The organism is Bacillus pumilus (assembly GCF_009937765.1).
In the GTDB taxonomy this organism is placed as follows: Bacteria; Bacillota; Bacilli; order Bacillales; family Bacillaceae; genus Bacillus; species Bacillus pumilus_O.
The window spans coordinates 752088-778606 of record NZ_CP047089.1; the positions used below are offsets into that span (position 1 = coordinate 752088).

The 26519-nt window shown below is 41.8% G+C and carries 25 protein-coding genes and 1 riboswitch; of the genes, 9 read left to right on the plus strand and 16 right to left on the minus strand.

The features are described 5' to 3' along the window. Nucleotides 1–11: 11 nt before the first annotated feature. On the minus strand, nucleotides 12–1034 hold the full coding sequence (locus GPS65_RS03750; RefSeq protein WP_012011241.1) for a FecCD family ABC transporter permease: 1023 nt from the start codon (nucleotides 1032–1034) through the stop codon (nucleotides 12–14). Continuing rightward, the gene (locus GPS65_RS03755; protein WP_012011242.1) at nucleotides 1035–2087 is read right to left on the minus strand and encodes a FecCD family ABC transporter permease; all 1053 of its coding nucleotides are present in this window, start codon (nucleotides 2085–2087) and stop codon (nucleotides 1035–1037) included. A gap of 259 nt (nucleotides 2088–2346) precedes the next feature. On the opposite strand from GPS65_RS03755, the gene GPS65_RS03760 reads away from it, so the two are divergent. Beyond that, the gene (locus GPS65_RS03760; RefSeq protein WP_012011244.1) at nucleotides 2347–3285 is read left to right on the plus strand and encodes an iron-hydroxamate ABC transporter substrate-binding protein; all 939 of its coding nucleotides are present in this window, start codon (nucleotides 2347–2349) and stop codon (nucleotides 3283–3285) included. A 35-nt stretch (nucleotides 3286–3320) separates the two neighbouring features. On the opposite strand, the gene GPS65_RS03765 is transcribed toward GPS65_RS03760, so the two are convergent. From GPS65_RS03765 to GPS65_RS03775, 3 genes are all read right to left on the minus strand, one after another. Then, on the minus strand, nucleotides 3321–4727 hold the full coding sequence (locus GPS65_RS03765) for an amino acid permease (protein ID WP_012011245.1): 1407 nt from the start codon (nucleotides 4725–4727) through the stop codon (nucleotides 3321–3323). A gap of 189 nt (nucleotides 4728–4916) precedes the next feature. Beyond that, nucleotides 4917–5095, minus strand: a riboswitch (Lysine riboswitch). Between the two features lie 121 nt (nucleotides 5096–5216). Further along, nucleotides 5217–5360, minus strand: a complete 144-nt coding sequence (gene sspJ, locus GPS65_RS03770) for a small acid-soluble spore protein SspJ (RefSeq protein WP_003213383.1) — start codon at nucleotides 5358–5360, stop codon at nucleotides 5217–5219. A gap of 82 nt (nucleotides 5361–5442) precedes the next feature. Next, nucleotides 5443–5871: a MarR family winged helix-turn-helix transcriptional regulator gene (locus GPS65_RS03775; RefSeq protein ID WP_012011247.1), complete on the minus strand. Its 429-nt coding sequence runs from the start codon at nucleotides 5869–5871 to the stop codon at nucleotides 5443–5445. 172 nt (nucleotides 5872–6043) lie between these two features. Between GPS65_RS03775 and GPS65_RS03780 the strand changes: the two genes are divergently transcribed. The 4 genes from GPS65_RS03780 (at nucleotide 6044) to modB (ending at nucleotide 10100) form a co-directional block, all read left to right on the plus strand. Beyond that, nucleotides 6044–6535, plus strand: a complete 492-nt coding sequence (locus GPS65_RS03780) for a metal-dependent hydrolase (protein WP_050944121.1) — start codon at nucleotides 6044–6046, stop codon at nucleotides 6533–6535. A gap of 124 nt (nucleotides 6536–6659) precedes the next feature. After that, nucleotides 6660–8510 carry an LTA synthase family protein gene (locus GPS65_RS03785; RefSeq protein WP_012011250.1) on the plus strand — a complete coding sequence of 617 codons (1851 nt, stop codon included), beginning with the start codon at nucleotides 6660–6662 and terminating at the stop codon, nucleotides 8508–8510. A gap of 151 nt (nucleotides 8511–8661) precedes the next feature. Beyond that, a complete protein-coding gene (modA, locus tag GPS65_RS03790; RefSeq protein WP_144473914.1) occupies nucleotides 8662–9438 on the plus strand; it encodes a molybdate ABC transporter substrate-binding protein in 777 nt (258 codons plus the stop codon). Then, a complete protein-coding gene (gene modB, locus GPS65_RS03795; protein WP_012011252.1) occupies nucleotides 9438–10100 on the plus strand; it encodes a molybdate ABC transporter permease subunit in 663 nt (220 codons plus the stop codon). Before modA ends, modB begins: the two co-directional genes overlap by 1 nt. 40 nt (nucleotides 10101–10140) lie before the next feature. Here the strand turns inward: modB and GPS65_RS03800 are convergent, their stop codons facing one another. From GPS65_RS03800 to GPS65_RS03830, 7 genes are all read right to left on the minus strand, one after another. Continuing rightward, nucleotides 10141–10986, minus strand: a complete 846-nt coding sequence (locus GPS65_RS03800) for an aldo/keto reductase (protein WP_012011253.1) — start codon at nucleotides 10984–10986, stop codon at nucleotides 10141–10143. 69 nt (nucleotides 10987–11055) lie between these two features. Continuing rightward, complete coding sequence (locus GPS65_RS03805; RefSeq protein ID WP_144473916.1) at nucleotides 11056–11925, minus strand: ROK family protein; 870 nt, start codon at nucleotides 11923–11925, stop codon at nucleotides 11056–11058. Between the two features lie 63 nt (nucleotides 11926–11988). Further along, entirely contained in the window at nucleotides 11989–14004 is a 2016-nt protein-coding gene (locus GPS65_RS03810) for a Na+/H+ antiporter (protein WP_144459570.1), read from the minus strand. Between the two features lie 318 nt (nucleotides 14005–14322). Beyond that, the gene (locus tag GPS65_RS03815; RefSeq protein WP_012011256.1) at nucleotides 14323–14934 is read right to left on the minus strand and encodes a trimeric intracellular cation channel family protein; all 612 of its coding nucleotides are present in this window, start codon (nucleotides 14932–14934) and stop codon (nucleotides 14323–14325) included. Between the two features lie 146 nt (nucleotides 14935–15080). Then, the gene (locus tag GPS65_RS03820; protein WP_012011257.1) at nucleotides 15081–15494 is read right to left on the minus strand and encodes a disulfide oxidoreductase; all 414 of its coding nucleotides are present in this window, start codon (nucleotides 15492–15494) and stop codon (nucleotides 15081–15083) included. After that, nucleotides 15491–16177 (minus strand): DsbA family protein, encoded by a 687-nt coding sequence (locus GPS65_RS03825; RefSeq protein ID WP_012011258.1) that lies wholly within the window; start codon nucleotides 16175–16177, stop codon nucleotides 15491–15493. Before GPS65_RS03825 ends, GPS65_RS03820 begins: the two co-directional genes overlap by 4 nt. Before the next feature lie 144 nt (nucleotides 16178–16321). Next, nucleotides 16322–18421 (minus strand): heavy metal translocating P-type ATPase, encoded by a 2100-nt coding sequence (locus GPS65_RS03830; protein ID WP_144457098.1) that lies wholly within the window; start codon nucleotides 18419–18421, stop codon nucleotides 16322–16324. Between the two features lie 425 nt (nucleotides 18422–18846). Between GPS65_RS03830 and GPS65_RS03835 the strand changes: the two genes are divergently transcribed. Genes GPS65_RS03835 through GPS65_RS03845 form a run of 3 tightly spaced genes read left to right on the plus strand, consistent with a single transcriptional unit; the run spans nucleotide 18847 to nucleotide 21414 of the window. After that, entirely contained in the window at nucleotides 18847–19590 is a 744-nt protein-coding gene (locus GPS65_RS03835; RefSeq protein ID WP_012011260.1) for a metal ABC transporter ATP-binding protein, read from the plus strand. Beyond that, complete coding sequence (locus GPS65_RS03840) at nucleotides 19590–20462, plus strand: metal ABC transporter permease (protein WP_012011261.1); 873 nt, start codon at nucleotides 19590–19592, stop codon at nucleotides 20460–20462. Before GPS65_RS03835 ends, GPS65_RS03840 begins: the two co-directional genes overlap by 1 nt. Nucleotides 20463–20475: 13 nt before the next feature. Next, nucleotides 20476–21414: a metal ABC transporter substrate-binding protein gene (locus tag GPS65_RS03845; protein ID WP_012011262.1), complete on the plus strand. Its 939-nt coding sequence runs from the start codon at nucleotides 20476–20478 to the stop codon at nucleotides 21412–21414. 34 nt (nucleotides 21415–21448) lie between these two features. On the opposite strand, the gene GPS65_RS03850 is transcribed toward GPS65_RS03845, so the two are convergent. After that, nucleotides 21449–21997 carry a hypothetical protein gene (locus GPS65_RS03850; RefSeq protein ID WP_012011263.1) on the minus strand — a complete coding sequence of 183 codons (549 nt, stop codon included), beginning with the start codon at nucleotides 21995–21997 and terminating at the stop codon, nucleotides 21449–21451. Between the two features lie 89 nt (nucleotides 21998–22086). Here GPS65_RS03850 and GPS65_RS03855 point away from each other — a divergent pair, with 89 nt between their 5' ends. After that, entirely contained in the window at nucleotides 22087–22695 is a 609-nt protein-coding gene (locus GPS65_RS03855) for a TetR/AcrR family transcriptional regulator (RefSeq protein WP_012011264.1), read from the plus strand. A gap of 15 nt (nucleotides 22696–22710) precedes the next feature. Here the strand turns inward: GPS65_RS03855 and GPS65_RS03860 are convergent, their stop codons facing one another. The 3 genes from GPS65_RS03860 to aspA form a co-directional block, all read right to left on the minus strand. Then, on the minus strand, nucleotides 22711–23643 hold the full coding sequence (locus GPS65_RS03860; RefSeq protein WP_012011265.1) for a response regulator: 933 nt from the start codon (nucleotides 23641–23643) through the stop codon (nucleotides 22711–22713). Further along, entirely contained in the window at nucleotides 23640–24956 is a 1317-nt protein-coding gene (locus tag GPS65_RS03865) for a sensor histidine kinase (protein ID WP_161985343.1), read from the minus strand. The genes GPS65_RS03860 and GPS65_RS03865 overlap by 4 nt, the downstream gene beginning before the upstream one ends. Nucleotides 24957–25072: 116 nt before the next feature. After that, nucleotides 25073–26518 carry an aspartate ammonia-lyase gene (gene aspA, locus GPS65_RS03870; RefSeq protein ID WP_088001228.1) on the minus strand — a complete coding sequence of 482 codons (1446 nt, stop codon included), beginning with the start codon at nucleotides 26516–26518 and terminating at the stop codon, nucleotides 25073–25075. Between the last annotated feature and the right edge of the window lies 1 nt (nucleotide 26519).

Here is a 26519-nt window from a genome sequence, read left to right on the forward strand (position 1 = left end):
CTCCTCCCTCATTAATTCGTTTTCATCAATAAGTAAATGAAGTAAGGTGCACCTAAAGCAGAAACGACTAGACCAACTGGCACCTCTGATGGTGCAAGTATGACGCGACCAAGTGTATCTGCCAGTAATAATAACAGTGCGCCAATCAACGCGGAGGCTGGTATCATTCCTTGGTGCTTTGGTCCAACAAGCTTTCTCGCAAGGTGCGGTGCGGCTAACCCTAAGAAAGAGATACTACCTGCAACAGCGACACTTGCACCTGCTAATGCAACGGCAATTAGCATCATGAAGCTTCTTTCTTTATGAACTGAAATCCCTAATCCATAGGACAGCTGGTCACCTAAATTCATGATATTTAAGTAGCGTGCTCTCACAAGCGCTAACACAAGGAAAATAAGCATCCATGGCAGAACTGATAAGACATACGTCCAGCTTGAGCCCCAAATACTTCCTGATAGCCACACGATGGCTTGGTTAAAATCATTTGGGCTCATTTTTAATTGAATGACCACAATTGCTGCTGAAAACGCAGCGTTGACGCCAATACCCGTTAAAATTAATCGAACAGGTGTGATGCCTTTTTTCCACGCTAACACATAGATGAGAAATGCAGCAAAGGCTGCTCCTGCAAATGCGAAAAGCGGCAGGATAAAAATCGTCAATTGACCTAAGTTCGACATCGTGCCTTGAAATACAAAGATAAAAAGCACAACAGCAAAGCCTGCGCCCGCATTCACACCAAGAATTCCAGGATCAGCTAAGCCGTTTTGAGAAACACCTTGCCAAATAGCTCCTGAAACAGCGATAGAAGCACCAACAAGTAAAGCGATGATCATTCTTGGAAGTCTGAATTCGAACAGCACCAGCTCATCCATTTCGCTTCCGAATCCAAAAAATGTTTTCAATGTATCTATCGGAGAAATACGAATTTCCCCGGTATTTAAACTAATCAAAAATACCACGACGATGGCTAAAAAGATCATCAGCATCGTTCGTTTATATTTCTTTATCTTTGCCTGCTGCACCATTTCCATTTAAATTCCGCTCCTTTCACGTCTAGCTAAATATAAGAAGAAAGGAACGCCTATAATCGCAGTAATGGCACCAACTGGCGTTTCAAATGGCGCATTGACCAGTCTTGCAGCAATGTCTGCATAAATTAACAAAATGGCCCCTAAAATAGCTGAGCAAGGGATAATCCACCGGTAGTCCACTCCGACCAAGAATCGAGTGACATGGGGTATGACAAGCCCGATAAAGCCAATTGAACCTGCCACCGACACAGCAGCACCGGTTAAAAGAATCACGACCAATATGCCTAGCACTTTGACCGTTTTCGTATACTGCCCGAGTCCTTTAGCCAATTCATCACCTAAGCTCAGTACAGTGATCGAGCGTGCAAGGATCATCGCAACCACAAGTCCTGCAATGGCGACTGGAATAACGACCTGAATGTTGCTCCAATTTAAGCCTGCCACGCCGCCTGCGTACCAAAAGCTCATGTCCTGAGCGACGTCAAACCGAATGGCAATTGCTGTAGAGATCGAGCTTAAAAGGGCTCCAACCGCCGTACCCGCCAGTGCGAGCTTCACTGGTGTCAGTCCTCCCTTAGACAGAGTACCGACACCAAACACGATCGATGCACCCAGTGCGGCTCCAGCAAATGACCAAAGAATTAATGTGAAAGAAGATTGACCTGGGAAAAAGGCAAATGCTATCGCAATTGCAAATGCAGAGCCATTTGTCACACCCATAATTTCAGGAGACGCAAGCGCATTTCTAGTCATCCCTTGCATGATGGCACCAGATACAGCTAAAAAGGCACCGACGAGTGCAGCCCCAGCTGTACGAGGCAGCCTTAATTCTCGAATGATTTGATGTGACGTTTGTTGTGGATCAAATTGAAAAATGGCTTCCCATACCGTGTGTAGATGGATATTTGCTGCTCCTAATGATACCGATAAAAAAAGACCAAATGCTAAAGCGATACTTCCTATGATGACAACAGCTGCTGTTCCAAAGGGCTTCGTAACAATATCCATTTCATCGTCCTTGGCTGGCAGCTGTTTATTCGATTGTGAGCCCAAAACCAGTCTCTTCCTTTCCGTTCATATCTATTCGTTATCAATGATAATGATTATCAATCTCGAAGTCTAGTATATCATTTTCTTTCCTTTTTGAAATCATTGTTCTGAACATTTTCTTTATTTTCATCAAAAAACCGGGAGAAATTCACCATTTTTCTTTTGGTCCTAAAATAGCCGATGCATTTTTCATTCCATCATGTTACGATATAATTGAAATTGAGAATCATTATCATATGAACGTGAATAGGAGAGAAACTTTGTGAAAAACCGATCTGGATTTCTTTTGATATCCTTAGCCATTCTCATGCTTTTTACAGTTGCTTGCAGCAGCACTTCAAATAAAAAATCTGGCGCCAACCAGGATGACACCATCACCTATCAGGATGTAAAAGGTGAAGTCAAACTCCCTAAAGATCCAAAACGAATTGTGCTTCTCGCTGAAAGCTACTACGGTGACCTCGTGACACTTGGCAAGACGCCAATTGCTGCAACTGCACCTATCTTTAAAAACCCTTTCTATAAAGGCAAAACGGATGGTGTCAAAAACCTTGGAACAACCCCTTCTGTCGAAAAGGTCGCCGCTTTGAAGCCAGATATGATTATCGCTTGGGGTGAAGATGAAAAATTTGATCAATACAAAAAAATTGCGACAACCGTTGCCATTAAATACAATCAATATTCCTTTAAAGATCAACTGAAAGAATTCGGTAAAATGACAGGTACACCGAAAAAAGCAACAGAATGGATCACAAAATGGGATACAAAAATAAGTGAGGTAAAGCCTAAAGTCACAAAAGCAATCGGCAACAAAACTGTTTCTATCGTGTCACCTTTTGATAAAGGGATCTATATCTTTGGAAACACCTTTGCACGCGGAGGCGAAATTATTTATGACGAGCTGAAATTACGTGCGCCAAAGGCAGTGAAAAAAGATGCCATCGACAGCGGCGTCGGCTATGCAAACATTTCTCTTGAAAAGCTGCCAGAATACGCAGGCGACTTTATTTTCACTAGTCCATGGAGCGGTTCAAAAAGTAAAGGGGACCAGGTGTATGAAAGCAGCATTTGGGCATCACTTCCTGCTGTACAAAATAAACACGTATTTGAAATCGATCCTGTCGGGTACTTCTTTAATGACCCAGTTTCATTAGAAGGACAGCTTGAGTTTATTGTCGATCGTTTAACATCTGCATCATAAAAAAACGTTTCTCCAAATGTGGAGAAACGTTTCCCTTATTCCGTTCCTTTCGCAAATCCTTTTGACATGAATGGATAAAGCAAAATACCTACTAAGAACAGGCCGATGCCAAGTCCAAATGTTTTCAAATCAGCTGTTCCTGAAATAATAACCCAAGCGGAATATCCCATTGCAATCAGCGCAATGATTCCGTCTCTTGTTCGCTTCCCTTTTTGAAGGTCATACGTGTCACCTTGCATAATGACTTTAAAGCTATAGATCGAAGACACAATATACGGAATGAGATACGCAAGTGTCGCTGATGTCGTTAAAAAGGTAAAAGCTTCATTAATCGTACGAGACATTACTGAGAAAATAAACAGCTGTGACATGATATTTGTAACCGTTAAAGCAAAAACAGGACTGCCTTTTTTGTTTGTTTTTGCAAATACTGCTGGGAAATCGCCAGCCTTTGCTGCTTGATACGGTACTTCTGAACCAAGTAAGATCCAGCCGAGCATCGAACCAAATAAACAAATAATCGCAAGCAGTGCCATCACAATTCCGCCAGCCGGCCCAATAATAAGCTGTAGTACGTCAACGAATGGTTTATCTGAGCCTTGCAACTGATCGTGCGGCAGGACGCCCATTGTAATCAAAGTAATAATCATGTAGATAGAGAGTGCAATTAAAAGACCTGTAATCGTTGCACGTTTCACATCACGCTGCGAGGACGCTCTTCCTGATAAAATGACAGCAGATTCGATGCCAATAAATGCCCATAGTGTGGAAATGGCCGCATGATGAACTTGGCCTCCAAGTCCGAGCATTCCTTCACCTTCTGCTGCAACTGGGAAGTAATAATGTTCAAATAATGCCGTTTGGAATGCAAATAATCCCGCAACAATAAAAAGGACGAACCCAAGTACCTTTGAAAAGGTCGTAATAAAGTTTAATTTACTTGCAGCGCTTAAGCTTGTAATTAAGATCGTATGTGTTCCCCAAAGAAGAATGGTACATACAATAAACGTTGTCAGCTGACCAAGTGTGATCGCTTCTTTTCCAAAGGTGAAAATCTCCGTCTTCACGGTGAGAATAGGGAAAAATGTCGTTAAATAACCGGCAAGACTCGTAATAATTGCGACATTACTAATCCAACTTGCTACCCAATATCCCCAAACCATTGTAAAACCGGCCGCTTTCCCTTTTTTCGGATCGTTAAAAAGTGCTCTTGCATAACTTTGTGGTCCAGCCGTTAGCTGCGGCTTATGAATGGACAAATGCCCAAAAACAAGTGCAATCATCAGCACACCGCCACCTGTGACAAGCCATGCCATCGTCACACCTAAAGGACTAGCATGCTGGGCAAGCGTACTTGGCAGCATAAAGATGCCTGAACCTACCATATTTCCGACGACAAATGCCGTCAATAACCAAAAACCCCATTTTTTTGTCTGTTCCATTTCCGTACCTCCGTTATATTCACTTCGGACCAGACCCGGCAGTATCTTCATTGATATATTTGTGAAGCAATGACTTGTATTCTTTATGTTCATGGGTCACTTTCTTAACAGCATACCCTTATCTTCGGTACTCAGAACATAAAAAAAAGCCTGAACAACAGTCCATGCTTTTCAAAACATACACCTTGATCTCCGGATAGCCCTCCACGCTTCAAAGACGTGGCAGTCCTGCATTTATTCAATGCAGACCCAGCATAAAGAAAGTTGGAGCTCTCTATACACTTCGGCGCTGATGCCTTTTTTCTCATGATCTTCGATTCCATCTCTCCCATGAGTGACTCATCATCCGCGCAACCTCTACCTCACTGAGACATAGCGTGAGGATTTCTATTCATTTTTACTACACGAAGGTTATCAAACATTCTCATTTCTGTCAAAGGGTAAAACATAGAAAAAGGGCAGAGATGCTTTTCTCTGCCCTATACCTGCTTATTGATCGTTGTTTTTCTTCTTTTGTACAGCTTCCTGAAGCGGATCGCCTGCTAGCTCTTTGCTTGCTTCTTCTAACAGCTGATCTACTTGCTTGTGGTCTTTCTCGCTTTTCGCCTTTTTATCCTTTTGGAAAAATGACATCGCTGTTTCCTCCCTTTTCATAAAATGCGGTTGCCCGATTAATTTGTGCTACAGTGCGCCGCATTATACAAAGTGGAAAGGCTTAATCATCATGAAAGGTCTGTCTCATTTTTTGCAGATACATCAAAAAGGTCTTTAAGTCTTCCTTTGTGAAGTCTGACATCATATGCTGAATCACCTTCCCAAAAAGGCGTGTATGTTTCTCATAAATCGCCTTCCCTTTTTCGGTGGCTTCTAATCGGATGAGTGAGGGGTCATCTTTGTCCCGTTCTCTCTGAATATAGCCCTGCTCACACAATTTGTTGAGTGCAATGGAGGCTGCACCTGGGTTTAAAGAGAGTCTTTGTTTCAGCTCTTCGGCATCTGATACTTTGCCTTGTATCAAAATAGAAAGAGCATATATCTGCGGAGGCGTGATGTCTTTTTCTAACTCAAGTAACTTGCGGTTTAATTTACGGCTGACTTCATAATGTACAAGAACAATTTCTTTTAAAATGTCTGCATTACCCATCCGAATCGCATCCTTATCGTTAGTATCAACATGACTTCCCCCCTATTATAGAATGTTTTTCCAATCAGCCAACCCTTTTGTCCTTTTTTTCTTTAGAAATAAGCCTTGCTGAATAAATTCACCCTTGATATAGTGAATACTTGAACAAAAAAACAGAACAGGAGTACGCATCATGACAGGAAAAACACACATTATGGGCGGAATCGCCGCCTCAACGGCCGTCGCCTACTACTACGGATTCGACCCAGTGATCATGGCTGCAGCTGGATCAGCAGGTGCTTTGATTCCTGATCTTTGCCATACAAAAAGTAAAATCGGTAGAAAATTTCCGCTGCTCTCGGCCCTGATCAGCAGCGTGTTCGGTCATCGCACATTTACACACAGTTTATTATTTCTACTGATCATTTATTTTCTCGCGACAACATACATTCCAAATGACAGCCTAAGTATCGGTTTACTAGTTGGAATGGCGAGCCACCTTATCCTTGATGCTGGGACAGTGAACGGCATTAAATTCTTATTTCCAGCTTCCATTAAAGTGCGTCTCCCCTTCTATGTCAAAACAGGCAGCACAGGAGAACAAGTCGTACTAGCTGCTCTCACTGTCGTCACCTGTTATTACATCGCCGTCATTTGCGGCATATCGATCCCCATTCAGTTCTAACAGAATAAAAAAGAGTTTTGCGAAAAAGATAAGTTATGAATTGATCATTCCTCATTTTTTTAGTAGGTTTAAGATAAGTGTTTTTGCCTTGCAGCTGAATACAGAATGGTGAGGAGATACATAAATGAAAGCGTTTTTCAAAAATCACTGGTTTTTAGTGTATTCCATCCTTTTCATGTGGATGAAAACATACATCATTTATCAACTAGGTTTTCACATACGAACGGCCAATCTGTTTCATGAATGGCTGCTTTTGATCAATCCACTTAGCTTTCTACTTCCTTTGTTTGGGATAGCTCTCTTTTTAAATGAAACCAAACAAAAGGTTTTTTTATTGACTGCAAATTTTATTCTCACGGCGATATTGATATCGAATACGATCTTTTATGGCTTTTATATTGATTTCATTACCATTCCCGTGCTATTCCAAGCGAAGAACATGGGAGATATGGGTAGCAGTATGACGGAATTATTCCACCCGCTTTTTGTGTTGATGCTCGTTGATTTTGTCGTACTTGCTTGGCTGCTCAAACGCAAACCATTAGCCCCAAAAGCGTCATACAAGACGATCAAAACATATTATGCGATCTGCTGTAGTTTCCTATTGTTTCATATCAGCTCAGCTATGATGGATCACCCTCGATTTCTGACAAGCTCTTATGATCGTGAAGTCATTGTTAGAAACCTCGGGCTGTTCCAATTCCATCTGTACGACGGTGCTGCCCAAACAGCACGCATTGGACAAAAGGCCTTTGCAGATGAAGATACGCTTTCTACTGTAGCAAACTATACAAAGGCTGATTACAGTGCACCAAACGAAGAGTACTTTGGGCTTGCTAAAGGCAAGAACGTTGTGTTCATTTCACTTGAATCGACGCAGCAATTTGTCATGAACCAAAAGGTAAATGGACAATATATCACTCCCTTTTTAAATCAATTGGCTAAAAAGAGTTTTTATTTTGATGAATTTTATCAGCAGACAGAGCAGGGAAAGACGTCCGATTCAGAGTTTATTGTTGCTAATTCCCTCTATCCTTCTAGCAGTGGCGCTGTCTTTTTCACAGCGAGTGATAATAAATATGACACGTTATACAAGCAGTTGAAAAAGGAAAACTATCAATCCGTCCAATTTCATGCGAATAACAAAACGTTTTGGAATCGTGATGTGATGTATGAATCACTAGGAATTGATCGTTTCTATGATGTCGATTCTTATCATGTCAATGAACGGAATTCCACTGGCTGGGGCTTAAAGGATATCGACTTCTTTGATCAATCCATTGATTATTTAAAAAAGTTGAAGCAGCCTTATTACAGTACGTTCATCACTTTGACCAATCATTTTCCATTTGAAATTGACCCGCAGGATCAGTTTATTGATGAATATGATTCGTCCAGTACCATTTTAAACCGCTATGTGACGACCGTCCGCTATCAAGATGAAGCAATTAAGATGTTCTTTGATCGTATGAAAGAAGAAGGATTGTATGACAATACGATGTTTGTTCTCATGGGTGACCATTATGGCATCTCTGAGGCACATCATGAGGCAATGGCACAGCTGCTCAATCAAGAGGAAATCACACCGTTTGATGCGGTCAAACTGCAGCGTGTTCCATTTTTGATTTACATTCCTGGTGTCACGGATCAAGCACCACAGACCATTTCTGAAACAGCAGGTCAAATGGATGTCAAGCCGACACTTCTTCACTTACTAGGGATTGAAACAAAGAATTCCATTCAATTCGGTAACGATTTATTTTCAGATGAACGGACGCCTTTCGCTGTATTGAGAAACGGGAACTTTATTACAGATGAGTATCTCTATACAAAAAACACCTGCTATGATCAAAAAACAAAAGAACCCGTGAAGCAGGATGAAGTATGTCAGCCCTATATAGAAAAAGCCAATAAAGAGCTCTCTTTATCAGACAAGGTAATCAATGGGAATTTACTGCGTTTTTATCAGCAATAAACAGGATCAAACGATCTCTTTAGTCATCACACTGAAAGTCGCCATCAGGCGGCTTTTTCTTTTCTCTTTTTACTGAAAGTCTATGAATGCCCAAATAAGTTTGCTTATAATAAAGGGAAATACATGATAATGAATGATAAGAGGTGTGAACATGAAGTATACATTCTTAGCCCTAATCTCCATATGTTTGCTCCTGAGTGGATGCCAAACTGAGATGAAGCCATCTAATACGAAGAAAAAAACAGAGCTTGTGATTTCAGCAGCGGCAAGTCTTCAGGATGCGCTAAAGGAGATTGAAGCCTCCTTTCACAAACAGCATCCACATGTGACATTAACAAATAACTTCGGGTCATCCGGCGCATTGAAGCAGCAAATCGCTCAAGGAGCAAAAGCCGATCTCTTTTTCTCAGCAGCAGAAGAGCCCTTCGATGAACTTGTTCAATCTGGAGACATTGATCAAGATTATATCAAGGATGCTATACAAAACGAGTTAGTCCTTATTGTGCCAAAAGATGGCTCTTCCTCTATTAAAAGCTTTCAAGACGTCCAGCACATAAAAGGAAAGATTGCTCTTGGCACACCTGAATCGGTTCCTGCTGGTACATATGGCAAAGAGATCTTTACAAAACTGAACATATGGGACCAAGTGAAAAAGAATGCTGTCTATGCCAAAGATGTACGTCAAGTTCTAAGCTACGTCGAAACAGGAAATGTAGACGCTGGTGTTGTGTATAAAACAGACGCCCTCGTTTCTAAAAAAGTAAAAATCGCAGCTGAAGCAAATTCGGACATGCACTCTCCGGTTATATATCCAGTAGGGATTGTCAAAGGGACAAAACATCTAACGGAAGCCAAGGTCTTTTTTCAATTTCTTCAATCTGATAAAGCCAAATCTATTTTTAAGAAATATGGCTTTCAAGTGTCGTAATGCCTATGCTGACTGAAGACTTTCTATCACCCATTTGGCTGTCCATTCAAGTGGCGATCGTTAGCGGACTGTTGGCCACTGTTTTTGGCACAACGATTGGCTTTTGGATGGCGCGAACAACTTTTAAAGGGAAAATGCTTGTGGAAACGCTTCTGATGATGCCACTCGTTCTCCCACCAACAGTCGTTGGCTTTTTATTGCTCGTCGTATTCGGAAAACATAGCTTAATAGGGGGCGCGATTGAATGGATCTTCCATCAGCCGGTCATTTTCACATGGTGGGCGGCGGTCATCGCTTCGACAGTCGTCGCATTTCCGCTCATGTATCAATCAGCAAAGGCGGGCTTTTCTACAATTGAGTCAGATATTGAAGGGGCTGCAAAAGTAGATGGTGCTCATTCATTCCAAGTCTTTGCCTATATTACTGTACCTCTTGCCCTGCCATCCCTCTTGTCTGGCAGCATCCTTAGCTTTGCAAGAGCCCTTGGAGAATTCGGAGCGACCTTAATGTTTGCTGGCAACATTCCAGGAAAAACCCAAACACTCCCAACCGCTATCTATGTGGCGATTGATTCTGGACGCATGGAGCTTGCTTGGGCCTGGACAATCTGTATCGTGATCTTATCTTTTATAATGCTTTTGGCTGTGCGTAGAAATAAATAAAAAAATCCCCTTTCTCACATGAGAAAGAGGATTTTTTTATTTATTCAAACCCAACCGTCATCGTCTCTGGATTCGAGCCGACGCGTTCGTTATTGTTTAATGCATCAATTTTTTCCATGTCTTCTTTGGAAAGTTCGAAATCAAAAATATCTGCATTTTGTTTAATACGTTCTTCGTTGATTGATTTAGGAATCGTCACGACGCCGCTTTGTAGATCCCAACGCAAGATGACTTGCGCAACAGATTTGTTGTAGCGTGCAGCCATGTCCTTTAATACGTCATGATCTAATAGCTTTCCTTGCATAAGCGGAGACCACGCTTCAATTTGAATGCCTTTTTCTTTTGCATATTGACGTAGTTCGACAAGTGTCAGTTTCGGATGAAATTCAACTTGGTTCACGGCTGGAACAACCTCTGCATCTTTTAACAGCTCTTCTAAATGCTGAATATAGAAGTTGCTGACGCCAATGGCTCTCACTTTCCCATCCTTGTAAAGCTTCTCAAGCGCACGCCATGTGTCTTTAAATGTTTCTGCATTTGGACCAGGCCAATGGATCAAATAGAGGTCTAGGTAATCAAGACCTAATCGATTCAAGCTTGCGTCAAATGCAGCCAGCGCTTTGTCATAGCCTTGATCCGTATTCCATACTTTAGACGTAATGAACAAATCTTCTCGTTTCACGCCAGATTCTTTAATTGCTTTGCCTACGCCTGTCTCATTTTTATAAACGGCAGCCGTATCAATACTGCGGTATCCGTTTCGTATGGCTGCTTTTACGGCATCTACCACTTGATTGCCGTCCTCCACTTTGAATACACCTAAACCAAACCAAGGCATTTCTACTCCGTTATTCAGTGTTACGGTATCATTCAAGCTTTTGACCATTTTAACAACCACCTTTTTCATAGATTCCATCTTTTTCATTATCTCACGTTGTCCATTAAAACTCTATTATCAGGCGTTTTTCTTCGCTTCGATGGCTAACAGCAAAGCACCTGTCATGCCGGCCTTATCCTCAAGTCCAGGAGAGACAATGTATGAATCAAGCGGCGGCAGGTCTACATAATCATTGAGATAAGCAGCAAGCTTCTCTCGAATTAATGGAAACAGCTGTTTTTGTTTCATGACGCCCCCGCCCATAATGATGCGTTCTGGGCTTAAAATGAGCGAGTACTGCATTAGCGCCTGCGCCAAATAATCGGCTTCAAGTGCCCAAACTGATTCTTCCTCTGTCAGTTCTTTAGCAGATTTCCCCCATCTTTTTTCAATCGCTGGTCCAGCTGCCAGTCCTTCTAAGCATGTCCCATGCGCTGGGCAAACTCCTTCAAAAACGTCTGATTCATGCTGCCTGACAAGGATGTGTCCCATCTCTGGATGCGAATGTCCGTGAAGAAGTTCGTTTTTTACAACAGCGCCTGCACCGATACCCGTACCGACCGTGATATACATACAGCTATTCAGCCCTTTGGCTGCTCCTTTTGTTAATTCACCTAAGGCTGCCGCATTGACATCTGTTGTAAAAGATACTGGGACTTTTAATTGTTTCTCTAGCTCTGGGATGAACGGATAATGCTTCCACTCTACTTTCGGCGTGTTCATGATATAACCGTAAGAAGGGTCGTCCTTTTGGACACAGATCGGTCCAAAGGAGCCGACCCCTAATGCTTCAATGTCATGCTGCTCGAAAAATGGGATGAGCTTTTGTAATGTTTTTTCTGGGTGCTCTGTAGGAATCGTCATTTCTTCGAGAATATCCCCGTGCTCATTGCCGATTGCACAACAAAACTTTGTACCGCCAGCTTCAATTGCTCCATAAAACGCCATCATTGATCTCCCCCTGCTTGTTCTCTTTCTTCATCATAAAACATAGAGGAGGAGATGACAACATTACGTATTGGTCAAGAGAACAGCTTCCATATCATTGATATACTCCCTTAGATGATGGGCAATATCACGATTGATTTCACCATTTTCATACAACGTTTGAATTTCATTTCGAATCGTCTGTACAGCTTGGAAGTTAAGCTCTTTTTTCTTCCGGTCAAATGAACGATCTTTTTGCTGAAAGAAGCTTGGGCCGTGTTCACAGCGATAAATGACTTGGTTGTAAAAGCCAATCACTTGATGACACGTTTGTTTATTTTCATCGTTCATATGCTGCTTGATCGAGTCAACAGCAGCCTCTGCCGTTTTCTTACGGATTTGTTTGTACGAGTCCTCGTTTTCTAAAATACCACTGGAAACGAGCTGATTCGGCCGCCATAATTGGAGCCATTGAAGCAAGCGTAGAAACTTCACTTTTGAAAATCGAATTTTGAAGGAGTTTGAGTACAGCATTTCGAGCTCATGGAATCTTTCTTGCAGCTCATAGGCTTCTTGTTGATCGATTTTCTCTTCCTCAATGAGTTGTTGGAGCTTCATCTGCTCCGCTTTAATTCCGTGTAGCCTAATCTTTTTCTCTTGTCTTCTCATCCCGAATTGGTACGGCTCACGCTGGATATTACGCAGCTTCATTCGGTAATCATTGATGAGTGCAAGAGACACTTCCCTGTTGTCTTCATTCATTCCTTCTCTTAACGTTTTAATAGCACTTCTCAGCAGCTTTCGTTTCGCATGCTGAATCTTTGTATCCAAATCGACAGCGATTTGTTTGTCTTTTTTCTCGGATAGAAGAGGCAGTAGCACACTAGCTAAAATGAGTGTACATAGGATGACGCCTGCTGCGAGGAAAATAATCAAATGTCGTTCAGGAAACGGTGATCCGTCCGCAAGTGTAAATGGGATGGAGAAGGCACCGGCTAATGTCACGGCCCCGCGTACACCAGAGAATGTCATGAGCATCGAGGCGCGAAGTTTCGGTTTTTTCACGTTTTGCTTTTTCGTTGCGCTCCATTTCCCTGCCCAGAAGAGCCATACCCATAAGAACCTCAGAATCATGAGACACAGCGTGATGATTAAGATGTAACTGATGACCTGCATATTATTAAACGCTTCATCTTGGAAAATGACTGTCGATACATCAGGAATCTGCAATCCAAGAATAACGAAAACAAGTCCATTTAAAATAAATAAAATAATATTCCATGTGTTTGATGAAGCAATTTGTAGTTTGGCTAAATTTGCCTCCATTCGATCCTGCTCAATAGCGTGTGTCACACCGCCAGCAACAACGGCTAAAATGCCGGATACACCAATTTCTTCAGCGGCTAAATAGATGACAAATGGTGTAAGGATTTGCAGGATGATGTGCATCGTGACATCGTCCATTCCTAAACGGCGGAGAAAATAGCGAAAACGAATGATAAAAAAGGATAGAATAAATCCAGTCAATAGACCACCTGCGGCAATTAGGACAAAGCTAAAGGATGCCTCAGCAATTGAAAAAGCGCCAGTCACTGTTGCAGCAATGGCAAATTTAAAGGCGACAAGTCCTGATGCATCGTTCATCAATCCTTCGCCTTCCAAAAGTCTCATGATGCCCTTTGGCATATTCACACGGCTGGAAAGAGCACTGACTGCTACCACATCTGTCGGTGATAAAATCGCTGCTAGCGCAAAGGCGGCTGGAAGCGGAATGCTTGGGATCATCCAATGGATGGTATATCCCGCGACAATGACTGTCGCAAAGACCAATCCTAGGGCTAACAAAAGAATCGGCGCTCTTAATTTCCACAGTTCGTCCCTTGGGGTACGCTTCCCGTCATTAAATAACAGCGGCGCAATGAATAAAACGAAGAATAGTTCAGGATTTAACGAAATATGTAAACCTGAAGGAAAAGCTGCCACCAGTATTCCTAAGCCCACTTGAATTAATGGGACTGGAATAAAGGGGACAAAACGATTGATAATATTAGATGATGCAATGAGTGCGAGTAGTACGAGCACTGCTAAAAAAATCTCCACTAATACGTGTCCCTCCTTAATTCATGTTTTCGTCAAGTTTTGCTTACATGCAGTGATGTGTTCATTTCAAGCATTCATCCGTTCAGTGATATATGCCTTCTTAGTATTCCGCAAAAAGAGAAACCAACACATAACAATCCATTTAGGCAAAAAAAGACTGAATCCACATATTCAGCCAACTGACAAAATTTTCATCACATGTATTGTTCTAATGATGAACAAAAGATCCTGTTTTTATTTTACACGAAAACTCTATCACCTGCTGAGATCCAGCTCGTATTAAACACAAAAAAAGAGCGAAATCGCTCTTTTCTCGTTTTACCCTTTATTTAAAAAATAAGACCTAGCGGGAAGCCGCCATTTGAATAGGTAGGAACACACCCTGCATACGACGAGGATGAGAAACAGCAAATACAAAGCAATCTCTCCTTGTGCTAAACCGAGTCCTACGAATAAGCCACCAAGCGCTGCCCAAACTGCGTAAATCTCTGCTTTTAGCACAAGTGGCTTTCGCCCTGCTAATAAATCACGCACAATTCCGCCACCGCTCCCAGTCAGAATGGCTGCCACAATGACCGCACTGAGTGGAAGCTCTCTTTGCACCGCAAATAATGCACCTTGAATCGCAAACGCTGCTAAGCCAATTGCATCCGAGAAATTCCCCCATGTGCTCCAGTGCTTGAGCAAAAGCTTTGGAAAAAGAAACACAATCGTAATGGATACAAGAGCAATGGTAAACATTTTGCCCTGTGACCATAAAGCAGACACTGGAAGACCGATTAATAGATTCCGAATCGCTCCACCGCCAAAAGCTGTCACAATCCCTAAAATGTACACACCAAGAATATCGTACTCTTCCTCCATTGCTACTATCGCACCACTAATGGCGAATGCAATAATACCAATGATACTTAAGACTTCCCATGCCATTTTCCGCTTATCTCCTTACATGATCTGATCATCTCATACTACTCCCTTAATGTATATCTGACATAAGCGAAAAGCAATACAAATTTTCTTTAAATTTTATCTTTTTGCAAAAATAAAAAACAGCCTGCTAAAAAGCAGGCCATCTCTTAATCTTCTTTTGCATTTAACAGCAGCATACTGATGATGATCAGAATAAATGCAATAAGTGCTAATAGCGGAATGGTGATAAAACCAAACCAGTTCAAATAATCTACAGAACAAGGAATGCCGCTGAGACAAGGGCGAATCGACGCAAAGCCTGGGATTTTTTGTTCCATATAATGATAGATGGAAAAGCAAGCACCGATGACAGCCAAAGGCAGTACGTAATACTTCACTTTAACATCACCCCGGAACGTAGCAATTCCTAGTAAAAGCACGAGCGGGTACATGAAAATGCGCTGGAACCAGCACATATCGCATGGAATAAACTTTTTGATTTCACTTAAATACAGGCTGCTCATCGTCGCAACGATCGAGACAATCCAAGCACTGTACAAGTAAATAAGCTTATTCTTCATGATTTCTTCCCTTTAAGCTCTTGATCAATTAATTCTTTGATTTCATCATAGTCATAGAAATTTTGAACTTGTTTATTGTTAATAAAGATCGTTGGTGTTGAATTCACTTTGTATTTGTTCACAAGCTGATTGTCTGTGTTCAGCTGCGGCTGATACGTTTTCTTTGATAAATGATCTTTGAGTTTGTCCGTATCAATTTTTGTTGTCTTTTTCGCCAGTTCAGTCAGCTTAGCAGGGGTCACCCATTCTGCTTCACTATCTGGCTGTGCTTGATAGACAGCTTCATGGAATGCCCAGAAGTTTTTTGGATCTTCTTTCCACACTTCTTCAGAAGCAAGTGCTGCTAACACTGCGCCATCTCCATGAACAGGCAGTGGTAAGTTAATAAATGAGAAAGATACATCGCCTTTATCTATGTAGTCTGCTTTCAGTTTTGGGAAAATGTCTGTTTCAAATGATTTACATGACGGACATTTGTAGTCTCCAAACTCGACAATTTGCACTGCTGCATTTTTGTCTCCTATGACAGGTTGTCCTTGAATCGAAGGCTTACTGTCAACTGTTTGTGCTTCTTGGCTGTTCTTGTTTCCAATCACAACAAATATACCGATGAGAAGAGCGGCAATAATGGTTAAAATGACAGCAAATTTAATGGATGAAGATTGATTATTTTTCTTACTCACATAAGCACCTACCTTATCTTTTTCATTCCTTTTACAAAAGAAAAAGGATAATAGCTTAGAAGAATGCCATTATCCAACTTCTTCTATTTTAACAAGAGGGGATCTATTATGAAAGATGGTATTCATGAAATTTTCCTTACAATTTTATTTCATGACCCTCATCGCATTTAAAACAGCGAGTACGGTGACACCGACATCCGAGAAGACGGCTTCCCACATCGTTGCAATACCGAATGCACCGAGTAAAAGGAAGATGCCTTTAACGCCAAGGGCAAATGCGATATTCTGCCAGACAATCCTTCTTGTTCGTTTTGCGACAGCGATGGCTTCTGCTACCTTTGATGGCTGGTCCGTCATGATGACAATATCAGCCGCTTCGACAGCTGCATCTGAACCAAGCCCGCCCATTGCAATTCCTATGTCCGCTCTTGCTAATACCGGTGTATCATTAATGCCGTCCCCAACAAATAATAGCTTTTCTTGAGGCGCCTTTTTCTGATCAATTTCTTCTAATTTCGTTACTTTATCTTGCGGTAATAATTCTGCATGTACTTCATCAATGCCAATTTGATTGGCGACCGCAGTTCCGACTTGTTTAGCATCACCTGTGAGCATGACGGTTTGAATACCAGACGCTTTTAAAGCAGATACGGCTTCGATTGCATCGTCTTTCAATTCGTCTGCGATCAAAATTGATCCGGCAAATTCACCGTTAATCGCCATATAAACAACGGTTCCGCTTCTTTTTTCTTTTTCATACACAATGCCTTCTCGCTCCATCAAGCGGTGATTTCCCGCTAAGACGTGAGAACCGCTGATGGTCGCTTTAATTCCATGTCCCGCGATATCCTCATATGCTTCGATCTGGCTTTCATCAAGTGGTAAGCTGTATGCCGCTTTAATCGATTCTGCAATAGGATGAGAGGAATGGGCTTCTGCTAGTGCGGCAAAAGAAAGCAGCTCTTCTTCTGACCACTTGTCACTGGCTGTGGAAATATTGGTCACGGTAAAGTTTCCTTTTGTGAGCGTGCCTGTCTTATCAAATACCGCATATTTCACAGAATTTAATGCTTCTAAATAGTTACTGCCTTTGACAAGGATGCCTCGTTTAGACGCTGCCCCAATTCCCCCGAAAAACCCTAATGGAATGGATACAACAAGAGCACAAGGACAAGAAATGACGAGAAAGACAAGTGCCCGGTACACCCAGTCAGACAATTGTGCTGATGGAATAAGTAGCGGTGGCACAAAAGCAAGCAATAAGGCGAGCACGACGACAGCCGGTGTATAATATTTTGCAAACTTTGTGATGAAATTTTCTGTCTGTGCTTTTCGGCTGCTTGCATTCTCAACCAAATCTAAAATTTTCGTCACGGCCGATTCGCTTAACTCTTTTTGGACTTCAATTTCAAGTATACTGTTTTGATTCACAAATCCTGCAAGAACCTCTTTTCCTGCTTCTACATCCCGCGGCACTGACTCCCCTGTTAGTGCAGAGGTATCAACAAGAGAGAATCCTTCGATAACAAGCCCATCTAGCGGAATTTTTTCACCAGGCTTCACGACAATACGGTCCCCGGCTTTCACTTCTTCTGGATTCACTTTTTTCGTTTCATTTCCGACTTTTAGATTCGCATATTCTGGACGTATATTCATTAATTCACTAATTGAGCGTCTTGAACGGTTTACTGCCGCCCCTTGGAAGAGCTCTCCAATTTGGTAAAAGAGCATCACTGCCAGTGCCTCTGGATATTGCTGAATCACAAAAGCGCCAACTGTTGCAATGGTCATTAAGAAGTTCTCATCAAATACTTGACCGCGCACGATATTTTTCAGGGCTTTAAAAACCACATCACCGCCGACCAGTAAATATGCTGCGAAGAACATAAGGAACTTTAATACACCATCTTCAGGGATAAAGAAAGCGGCTGTTCCAATGACTGCTCCGCCAATTAATTTCAGTACAATCGTTCTTAAATTTTTCGTCCCATGATCATGATCGTGATGATGTCCCTCTTCTTTCGGTGATACACTCACATGAGGTTCTATGGATTGAACAGTTTTTTCAATTCTCTTCGACATCGTTTCTTGCTTATCTGCATGGGTGACAGTCAAGGTGCCTGTCGCAAAGTTAACAGAGCAAGCTTCCACTCCATCCATTTTGCTGACACCTGTTTCTATTTTACGTGCACAGTTGCCGCAATCAAGACCGTTTAATACGTATTCATCCTTTATCTTTTTCATGTTCTCACCTTTTTCTATATGATAAGTAACGTTCCCTGGATCGATTCAACTTATTAAAAACTTTATATATGAGCATATATTCATATATTAGATTACCCTTATTATATGAGGCATTCTTATCTTCTGTCAATCATTTATGAAGAAATAAATGGGTTTTTTGTGTCCCATTTTGTCACGCTGATTTTCAATAAACCAAGCTCATGTCCTCCGCTCTACGCATAACATAAAAACGATCGTTTCACCTCTTATAAGAATAAGTACAGTTTTTCTCTTTACAAAAAGAGGACATACGCTTAGAATAAAATAAAAGTTTCCCTAAGGAAACAAATTAGCGTTAGAGAATCATTTCATCCTTTAGTCAAAATTATTTAATGTATGCATATAACTTTAGGAAGTGCAATGAAGATTGAAAGGGGCCGCAAGAGATGCCAAATGCTTTAACAATCGACCGTCTTCATGTCTCATATCACGGACAGGATGCTTTAGAGAACATTTCTCTTTCCATACAGGAAGGAACGATGACAGGAATCATAGGTCCAAATGGTGCCGGCAAGTCGACTTTACTCAAGGCATGCTTGGATTTAATTGAAAAAGACCAGGGAGATATTCGCTTTTTTGAACAGCCCTTTAAACAAGTGAGAAAACAGATTGCGTATGTACCACAGAGAAATGATCTAGACTGGACGTTTCCTATTCATGTGCTGGATACCGTCCTACTTGGAACATATCCGAAGCTTGGCCTGATCAAACGTCCCAAAAAAGAAGACCGGGCTTATGCGTACCACTGTTTAGAAAAAGTGGGCATGCAGGATTTTGCTAAAAGACAGATTGGTGAGTTATCCGGCGGTCAGCAGCAGCGTGTCTTCCTTGCAAGAGCACTTGCGCAAAATGCACAGCTCTTCTGTTTGGATGAACCGTTTGTTGGGATTGATATGGCGAGTGAAGAAACGATGGTTCGCATTTTGAAGGAATTACGAGATGAAGGAAAAACCATTTTAGTGGTCCATCATGATTTAAGTAAAGCCGATGATTACTTCAGCCATCTCGTTCTATTAAATAAAAAACTCATCAAAGCAGGACCTGTACACGATATCCTACGTCCAGAGGTCATGCTGGAGGCATATGAAACGCAGCTACCATTCTTAAAATCAGCAGGAGGAGACGTGTAATGGAATTTTTAACCGGACTCTTTGAATATGCGTTTTTACAAAAAGCGTTATTTACATCCGTGATGGTAGGCATTATTTGCGGGGTCATTGGCTGCTTTATCATTTTACGGGGCATGGCCTTGATGGGAGACGCCATATCACATGCTGTACTGCCAGGTGTCGCCATCTCTTATATGCTAGGCATTAATTTTTTCTTTGGAGCCGTCTTAACTGGCGTATTAACAGCGATTGGGATCGGATACGTGAGTCAAAACAGTCGCATCAAAAATGACTCTGCGATTGGGATTGTCTTCACCGCTTTTTTCTCAATTGGGATCATTTTGATCACATTTTTGAAAAGTTCCAGTGATTTATATCATATCTTGTTTGGAAACGTTCTAGCTGTTCGATCATCTGATATGTGGATTACGCTTGGCATCGGCATTTTTATCCTGCTGGCCGTCATCGTTTTCTACAAAGAATTGCTCATTAGTTCATTTGATCCGGTCATTTCTTCGGTTTACGGTTTACCGAATCGTATGATCCATTATTTTCTCATGACCTTGTTGACCCTTGTGACCGTTGCTTCACTGCAAACTGTGGGGATTATTCTTGTCGTTGCTATGCTTATTACGCCGGCAGCCACTGCGTATCTTTTAACAGACCGGCTATGGATCATGATCTATCTATCTGCTTTTTTCGGGGCAGTTTCTGCTGTCGCCGGACTTGGACTTAGTTTTACGTATAATTTGTCATCTGGCGCTTCTATCGTGCTGGTCGCGACTATTTTATTCGGGAGTGCCTTTATCTTTTCACCAAAACAAGGCATTCTATGGAGATCATTAAAATCTAAACAAAAACGAACGCAGCTAAAAAAGGATGCGTCTATGTAAAAGGAGGACATATATGAAGAAGGTATTTGCAATCCGTTTAACCGCAGTATTCATTGCCCTTATGATCATCACAGGCTGTTCTACTAAGCAAAATAATTCCGGCAAAGATGACGGCACATTAAAAGTCGTCACGACCTACTCCATTCTTTATGACATTGTGAAGGAAGTAGGCGGAGAGCACGTCTCTATTCACAGCATTGTTCCCATTGGTACAGACCCACATGAATTTGATCCACTGCCAAAGGATGTTCAGCATACAACGGATGCAGACCTTGTTCTATATAATGGTTTAAACCTTGAAACAGGGAATGGCTGGTTTCAAAAGCTGCTCGAATCGAGTGGCAAGGACGGGGATGATGCACCTGTAGCCGAAATGAGTAAAGGTGTCAAAGTCAAACATTTATCTTCAAAAGGACTCGAAAGCCAGCAGGATCCACATGCTTGGCTAAATGTCGAAAATGGGATTCTGTATGCTAAAAATGCTAGAGATGCACTTATTAAGGCGGACCCTGAGCATCAAGAGGATTACGAAAAAAATGCAGAAGCCTATATCAAAAAACTTCAAACGCTTCATAATGAAGCAAAAGACAAGTTCGATCAGCTGCCAAAAGATAAAAAACGTCTTGTGACAAGTGAGGGAGCCTTCAAGTATTTTGCAGATGCTTATGGACTAGAGGCTGGATACATTTGGGAGATCAACACAGAGAATGAAGGAACACCTGGACAAATGAAACGTATCATTCATTTCGTCAAAGATCATCAAGTACCTGCGCTCTTCCTTGAAACAAGTGTCGATCAACGTAGCCTTGAAAGCCTATCTGAAGAAACTGGTGTTCCGATTAAAGGAAAAGTATTCACTGACTCCATTGGAAAGAAAGGTGAAGATGGAGACAGCTACTATAAGATGATGAAATGGAATATTGACACCATTTACAAAGGGCTTTCATCATAAAAAAACAGGCGAAATGATTTCGCCTGTTTTTTTATTAGCTGGCTATATTTTGCGGGTGTTTTTTTGGCCAAATCACATAGCTGATGCTAATGACGAAATCAATGCCTAAGACCATTCCCCATACTCTTGCTAGCTGTATCAGTGCTTCCGTCCGTTCTGGTGCTTGGATGAGATAGGATAGCCCAAATAGTAGACCAGCTCCGATGACATAAGAGACGAGATGCCGCGTCCAGCCGACTATTTCATACACAGACCGTTCCTTCCCGTATTTTGGTCTTTCCTTCGGCTTAGGGCCTCCTGCAAATCGATAAGCAAACCGGACATCTGCCCATTTCACCATCTGATGTCCAAAAGCGAGACTCACCCCAATATAAACAGCCGCGAGCCCATGAATGACACTCGCCACAGCCCCCTGTCTTAAATCCAAATACGTCGCTGCCAGAAGAATGAGATCCAAAATTGGTGTACAAATGAGAAAGAATGCGCCCCACTTTTTCTGTCTAAACACATAACGCAGTGTTAACCCCACTAGAATAAACAGCCAAAAGCCAATTTCACATGCCACAATCAATAACCCGACCAATATTCCCCACATCCTTTTTAACACAATTGTATTAAATAAAAAATAACACAACTGTGTTAAAAAAACAATAGCTGTGCTAAAATCAATGTATGCCAAAAATCGTCGATCACCATAAACAAAAACAAAAAGTCGCTCAAGCTGCTATGAGAGTGATTAAACAGGATGGATTGGAAAACGCTTCTGTACGAAAAGTAGCGGTAGAAGCTGGCATTTCAGCTGGCTCTATGCGTCATTATTTCTCCACACAGCAGGAGCTATTTCTCTTCTCTATGACATTGATTCAGGAAAGAGTCAAAGAGCGAATGACAGGACTTCAGCTGAATGGTTCAACGGAAGAAAATGTTCTCGCGTTATTGGAGCAGGTTCTTCCACTTGATGAAGAACGAAGATTTGAAATGGAGGTGTGGCAGGCTTTTACGGTTAAGTCGATGACTGAACCAGATTTACAGCCACTCAATGCAAAGATGTATGACGAGCTTTTCCAAATGACCCAATATTGTTTAATGACATTAAAAGAGGATGGGCTTTTGCTTGATCATATCGATCTTTTCGTCGAAACTGAGCGGCTTTATGCGGTCATCAACGGACTTGCATTGAATGGAATCTTGCAGCCTCATCGCTTACCGCCTCAGCTCATACGCTCAGTGCTGCAGATGCATCTGCAATCCATCACCAAAAAAGACATGTCTCCCTCATAAGGGAGCATGTCTTTTTTAATCTTCCATAAAAATACGTTTTGCTTCGTAATAGAGCACCTGCACAAATTTCTTCACATTGATACGGGTATGTTCTTCTCTTCCGCTTGTCTCTTTTGTTAATTCACTCATTTTCTTTCGCACGATGGTGAAATCAAAGAATTTAGAGGCGTAATTTTCAAAAGTCGGATGAGAAAAATCAGTTAACCCAAGTGATGCGATGTGTTTCAATGATTGGTTGATCGCACGCCTCACCCGCTGTTCCGCTGCCTTCGCTTCTCTTGCAATGTCTGCCGATGTGTAAGGCTCATTTAATTTATCCTCCGTAACACCATTGAAAATGACCTTTAAAGAAGGAAAGGAATCATGATGTTCGGTATGCAGTGCTAAATACTGATCTGTGAAGAGAATCATATCTAATAAATCTTTAGACCCCTTTTCACCCACAATCCCAAGCTCTGCAAGCAAGAACTGACCTGCTTCTGCAAGCGTTTTACCCCGCTGCTTCGTTTTCGTCTGACCGCGCTGCTGAAACTGCATGACAGATTTGAGTGAATGCTGAATATTTTCAATGGAATGCTCTAAATGAAGCCGCTCAATCATGAGGTGGAGCACACTTAACACCTCTACACGATTGATTGGCTTTGTCACATAATACTCGACACCAAGCGTATATGCCTGACCGATTAATTCCTTTGTTTCTACCTGTGACAGCATTAAGTATTTCCCATGAAACTCATCTTTTATGGCTCGAATCGTTTCAAGACCGTCTCTTTCTGGCATTAATAGATCAATACATAAGATATCAATGTGCAAATCATTTAAGTAGCTTGCTGTTAACTCTGCGCCATCCTCTGCTTCCCCTGCGACAATACCAAGCTCTTCATCTTCAATGAGCTGAGCCAGTGAAGAACGCACGGCTTCATCATCATCCACAATAAAAAATCTCATCTCCCAATCCCCTCTTTTCTACTGACTTGATCCATTGGTATCGTTAACGTGAAAGTCGTTTGTTTATTTGGGACACTCTGCATCTCAACACTTCCGCCAAGCTTCTCCGCTGTATCCTTTACATAGGAAAGCCCAATACCGCTTGATGGATTCCCAGCCTGATCGTATTTTAAAGTAAAACCGGGTTTAAAAATCACATGGTGATTGCGCTCTTTAATACCAGGCCCGTTGTCACTAATTTGAAAGACCACATGGTTCTCTTTCTGAGAAATAGAGAGTGACACCTCTCCATCCACCGGAATGGCTTCGACAGCATTGGAAACGATATTGTTTAACAAAGATAGAATGGTATACACGTGATAGACGGGATGCTGCCCATCTTCATCATAATGAAAGACAATGTTTTTTTTAAGAGATTCTGCGTAATTTTCATGAATACGGATCACAAGCCCAGCAATATGCGCAGGATTTGCATACGCCTGAAAATTTTCTTCATGAATCAGCTTTGATAAGGCAGAAAAAATCCGCTGGTTATCCTTTTTGATCTCATGCACCTCTCCTGCGATTTGCAGGGCTGTTTTTCCGAGCTTTTTCAAATCCAAAGATTCCGCATCCTTTGCGTGATGCAGGGATTGATACAATTGGTAGGATGTCGCTGTAATGTGCTCAGCATGTGCAAGTGTTTTATGAAAGTATGTAGATTCCGTATAAAGGTTAGACAGGAGCATGAGCAGATGTTCCTTTTCCTTTTTCATCTGACGCTCTCTCGCCTGCTCTTCATACAAGCGAATCATTGTATAACAAGCCAACACGAAAAAGCTTCTGAAAATCGCTAAAACGAAAAGCTGAAACAGCGTCCGCATCGTTAAAATTTCATCGATGGTACCGCGAAGCGTAATCATTTCAACAACGCTCGCACACAGCTCCATGATGATACCAGTCGCTCCAATCAGCCAAGGCTGATCGCGGAAACGTTTGACCTTTAATAAATAAAAGAGCGTGCCGTAGACGACATAATAAAGCAGGGGAGGAAATCTTAACGAAACCGCTTCTTCCAGCGGAAGATGACCTGTGACGGCTGTATCAAGAAGCACACGAAATGCAAAAACAGAAACCCCTGCAATGATACCGCTTGCCCATGCCGGGAATTTTTTCATTTGAAGCAGGATAAAGAAAAAGACAACGGTTCCAAAGCTGACCCGAAAGCTGTCCTCAAATGGATAAAATTTAAACTCTCCGCCAATCGGTGTCAGTACAATGAGCATGACAATTAAATAAGGCTCTGTATTTAGCCATTTTTTCAGTAGATTCAAACGCAGTCACATCCCTAATAATTGACGATAGTATACTATGTGGGCTTGAGAAAAACAAACATCCATAAAAAAGCGCACACCGGAACTTTGTCGGTGTGCGCTTCTCATGATGCCGCTTAATCTTCTAAACGATCCTTTTCTAAAAGTGATGCGCCAGCAATACCTGGTTTGGTCATTTCAAAAGGATTCAAGATGACGTCAAGCTCTTCCTCTGTTAACACATCATTTTGCAGACAAAGCTCACGTACAGATGCGCCTGTAAGAATCGCTTCTCTTGCAATTCGTGCAGCAGCTTCATAACCAATATGCGGATTCACTGCTGTCATGACACCAGCACTTTTTTCTACATATTCTTTTAATCTCGTTTCATCTGCTTTTAGATCACGCAAGCAGTTGTCCATGAATGACTCAAATACATTCTTCATCATGCTGAGAGATTGTAGTAAGTTGAATATTAAAACTGGCTCCATGACGTTCAGTTCCAGCTGACCCGCCTCTGATGCAAGACAGATCGTGTGGTCATTTCCGATGACTTGGAATGCCACTTGGTTCATGACCTCAGGCATCACTGGGTTGACTTTCCCTGGCATGATGGATGAACCCGGCTGTCTCGGCGGCAAGTGAAGCTCACCAAAGCCTGCTCTTGGACCTGATGCCATCAAGCGAATATCGTTCGCCATTTTGGACATATTCATCATACATACTTTCAGTGCAGCCGATACTTCAGTATAAGCATCCGTATTTTGAGTGGCATCGACTAAATCTTCTGCTCCAACTAACGGTAATCCGCTAATGTCAGATAGATAGCCGACCACTTGGCGAATATATTTAGGATCAGCATTCAAGCCAGTTCCGACTGCTGTTGCACCCATATTGACTTCATATAAATGCTGTTTAGACTGCTTGATCCGTTTAATATCACGAGCAAGAACCTTTGCATAAGCACTAAACTCTTGACCAAGTCTAATTGGAACAGCGTCCTGAAGATGCGTACGTCCCATTTTGATCACATGATCGAATTCTTGTGCTTTTTCTGTCATGACTTGATGCATGTTTTCCATCGTATAAAGTAGTTTTTCAATCATATTCAATGTTGAAATATGAATCGCTGTTGGGAAAACGTCGTTTGTTGACTGCGACATGTTCACATGCGTGTTTGGACTTAGCTCAGTATAAGCGCCTTTTTCCTTTCCTAGTAATTCAAGCGCTCTGTTTGCAATGACTTCATTGGCATTCATATTCATTGAAGTGCCAGCCCCGCCTTGAATTGGATCGACTATAAATTGATTGTTCCATTTTCCTTCAATAACCTCATCGGCAGCTTGGACAATTTTTTCTCCAAGACCAGAATAGAGTCGCTTTGTATCCATATTTGCAAGTGCGGCTGCCTTTTTGACAATCCCTAATGCTTTGATGAGTTCCTCATGAACATGGTAGCCAGTAATTGGAAAGTTCTCTACTGCACGTAATGTTTGAATTCCATAATACGCTTGAGTGTCTACTTCCTTTTCACCTAGAAAGTCTCGTTCGATTCGAACTTGCTTGTCCTGTAGCTTCGTCATT

Bases quoted from the DNA above. Each gene is read 5' to 3' on its own strand.
- GPS65_RS03845 (WP_012011262.1), top strand. From the start codon at position 20,476: ATGAAGAAGGTATTTGCAATCCGTTTAACCGCAGTATTCATTGCCCTT.
- sspJ (WP_003213383.1), bottom strand. From the start codon at position 5,360: ATGTCATTTTTCCAAAAGGATAAAAAGGCGAAAAGCGAGAAAGACCAC.
- modB (WP_012011252.1), top strand. From the start codon at position 9,438: ATGCCTATGCTGACTGAAGACTTTCTATCACCCATTTGGCTGTCCATT.
- aspA (WP_088001228.1), bottom strand. From the start codon at position 26,518: ATGACGAAGCTACAGGACAAGCAAGTTCGAATCGAACGAGACTTTCTA.
- GPS65_RS03800 (WP_012011253.1), bottom strand. From the start codon at position 10,986: ATGGTCAAAAGCTTGAATGATACCGTAACACTGAATAACGGAGTAGAA.
- GPS65_RS03860 (WP_012011265.1), bottom strand. From the start codon at position 23,643: ATGAGATTTTTTATTGTGGATGATGATGAAGCCGTGCGTTCTTCACTG.
- GPS65_RS03785 (WP_012011250.1), top strand. From the start codon at position 6,660: ATGAAAGCGTTTTTCAAAAATCACTGGTTTTTAGTGTATTCCATCCTT.
- GPS65_RS03805 (WP_144473916.1), bottom strand. From the start codon at position 11,925: ATGGCGTTTTATGGAGCAATTGAAGCTGGCGGTACAAAGTTTTGTTGT.
- GPS65_RS03835 (WP_012011260.1), top strand. From the start codon at position 18,847: ATGCCAAATGCTTTAACAATCGACCGTCTTCATGTCTCATATCACGGA.
- GPS65_RS03775 (WP_012011247.1), bottom strand. From the start codon at position 5,871: ATGGGTAATGCAGACATTTTAAAAGAAATTGTTCTTGTACATTATGAA.
- modA (WP_144473914.1), top strand. From the start codon at position 8,662: ATGAAGTATACATTCTTAGCCCTAATCTCCATATGTTTGCTCCTGAGT.
- GPS65_RS03855 (WP_012011264.1), top strand. From the start codon at position 22,087: ATGCCAAAAATCGTCGATCACCATAAACAAAAACAAAAAGTCGCTCAA.
- GPS65_RS03815 (WP_012011256.1), bottom strand. From the start codon at position 14,934: ATGGCATGGGAAGTCTTAAGTATCATTGGTATTATTGCATTCGCCATT.
- GPS65_RS03830 (WP_144457098.1), bottom strand. From the start codon at position 18,421: ATGAAAAAGATAAAGGATGAATACGTATTAAACGGTCTTGATTGCGGC.
- GPS65_RS03820 (WP_012011257.1), bottom strand. From the start codon at position 15,494: ATGAAGAATAAGCTTATTTACTTGTACAGTGCTTGGATTGTCTCGATC.
- GPS65_RS03780 (WP_050944121.1), top strand. From the start codon at position 6,044: ATGACAGGAAAAACACACATTATGGGCGGAATCGCCGCCTCAACGGCC.
- GPS65_RS03750 (WP_012011241.1), bottom strand. From the start codon at position 1,034: ATGGAAATGGTGCAGCAGGCAAAGATAAAGAAATATAAACGAACGATG.
- GPS65_RS03840 (WP_012011261.1), top strand. From the start codon at position 19,590: ATGGAATTTTTAACCGGACTCTTTGAATATGCGTTTTTACAAAAAGCG.
- GPS65_RS03765 (WP_012011245.1), bottom strand. From the start codon at position 4,727: ATGGAACAGACAAAAAAATGGGGTTTTTGGTTATTGACGGCATTTGTC.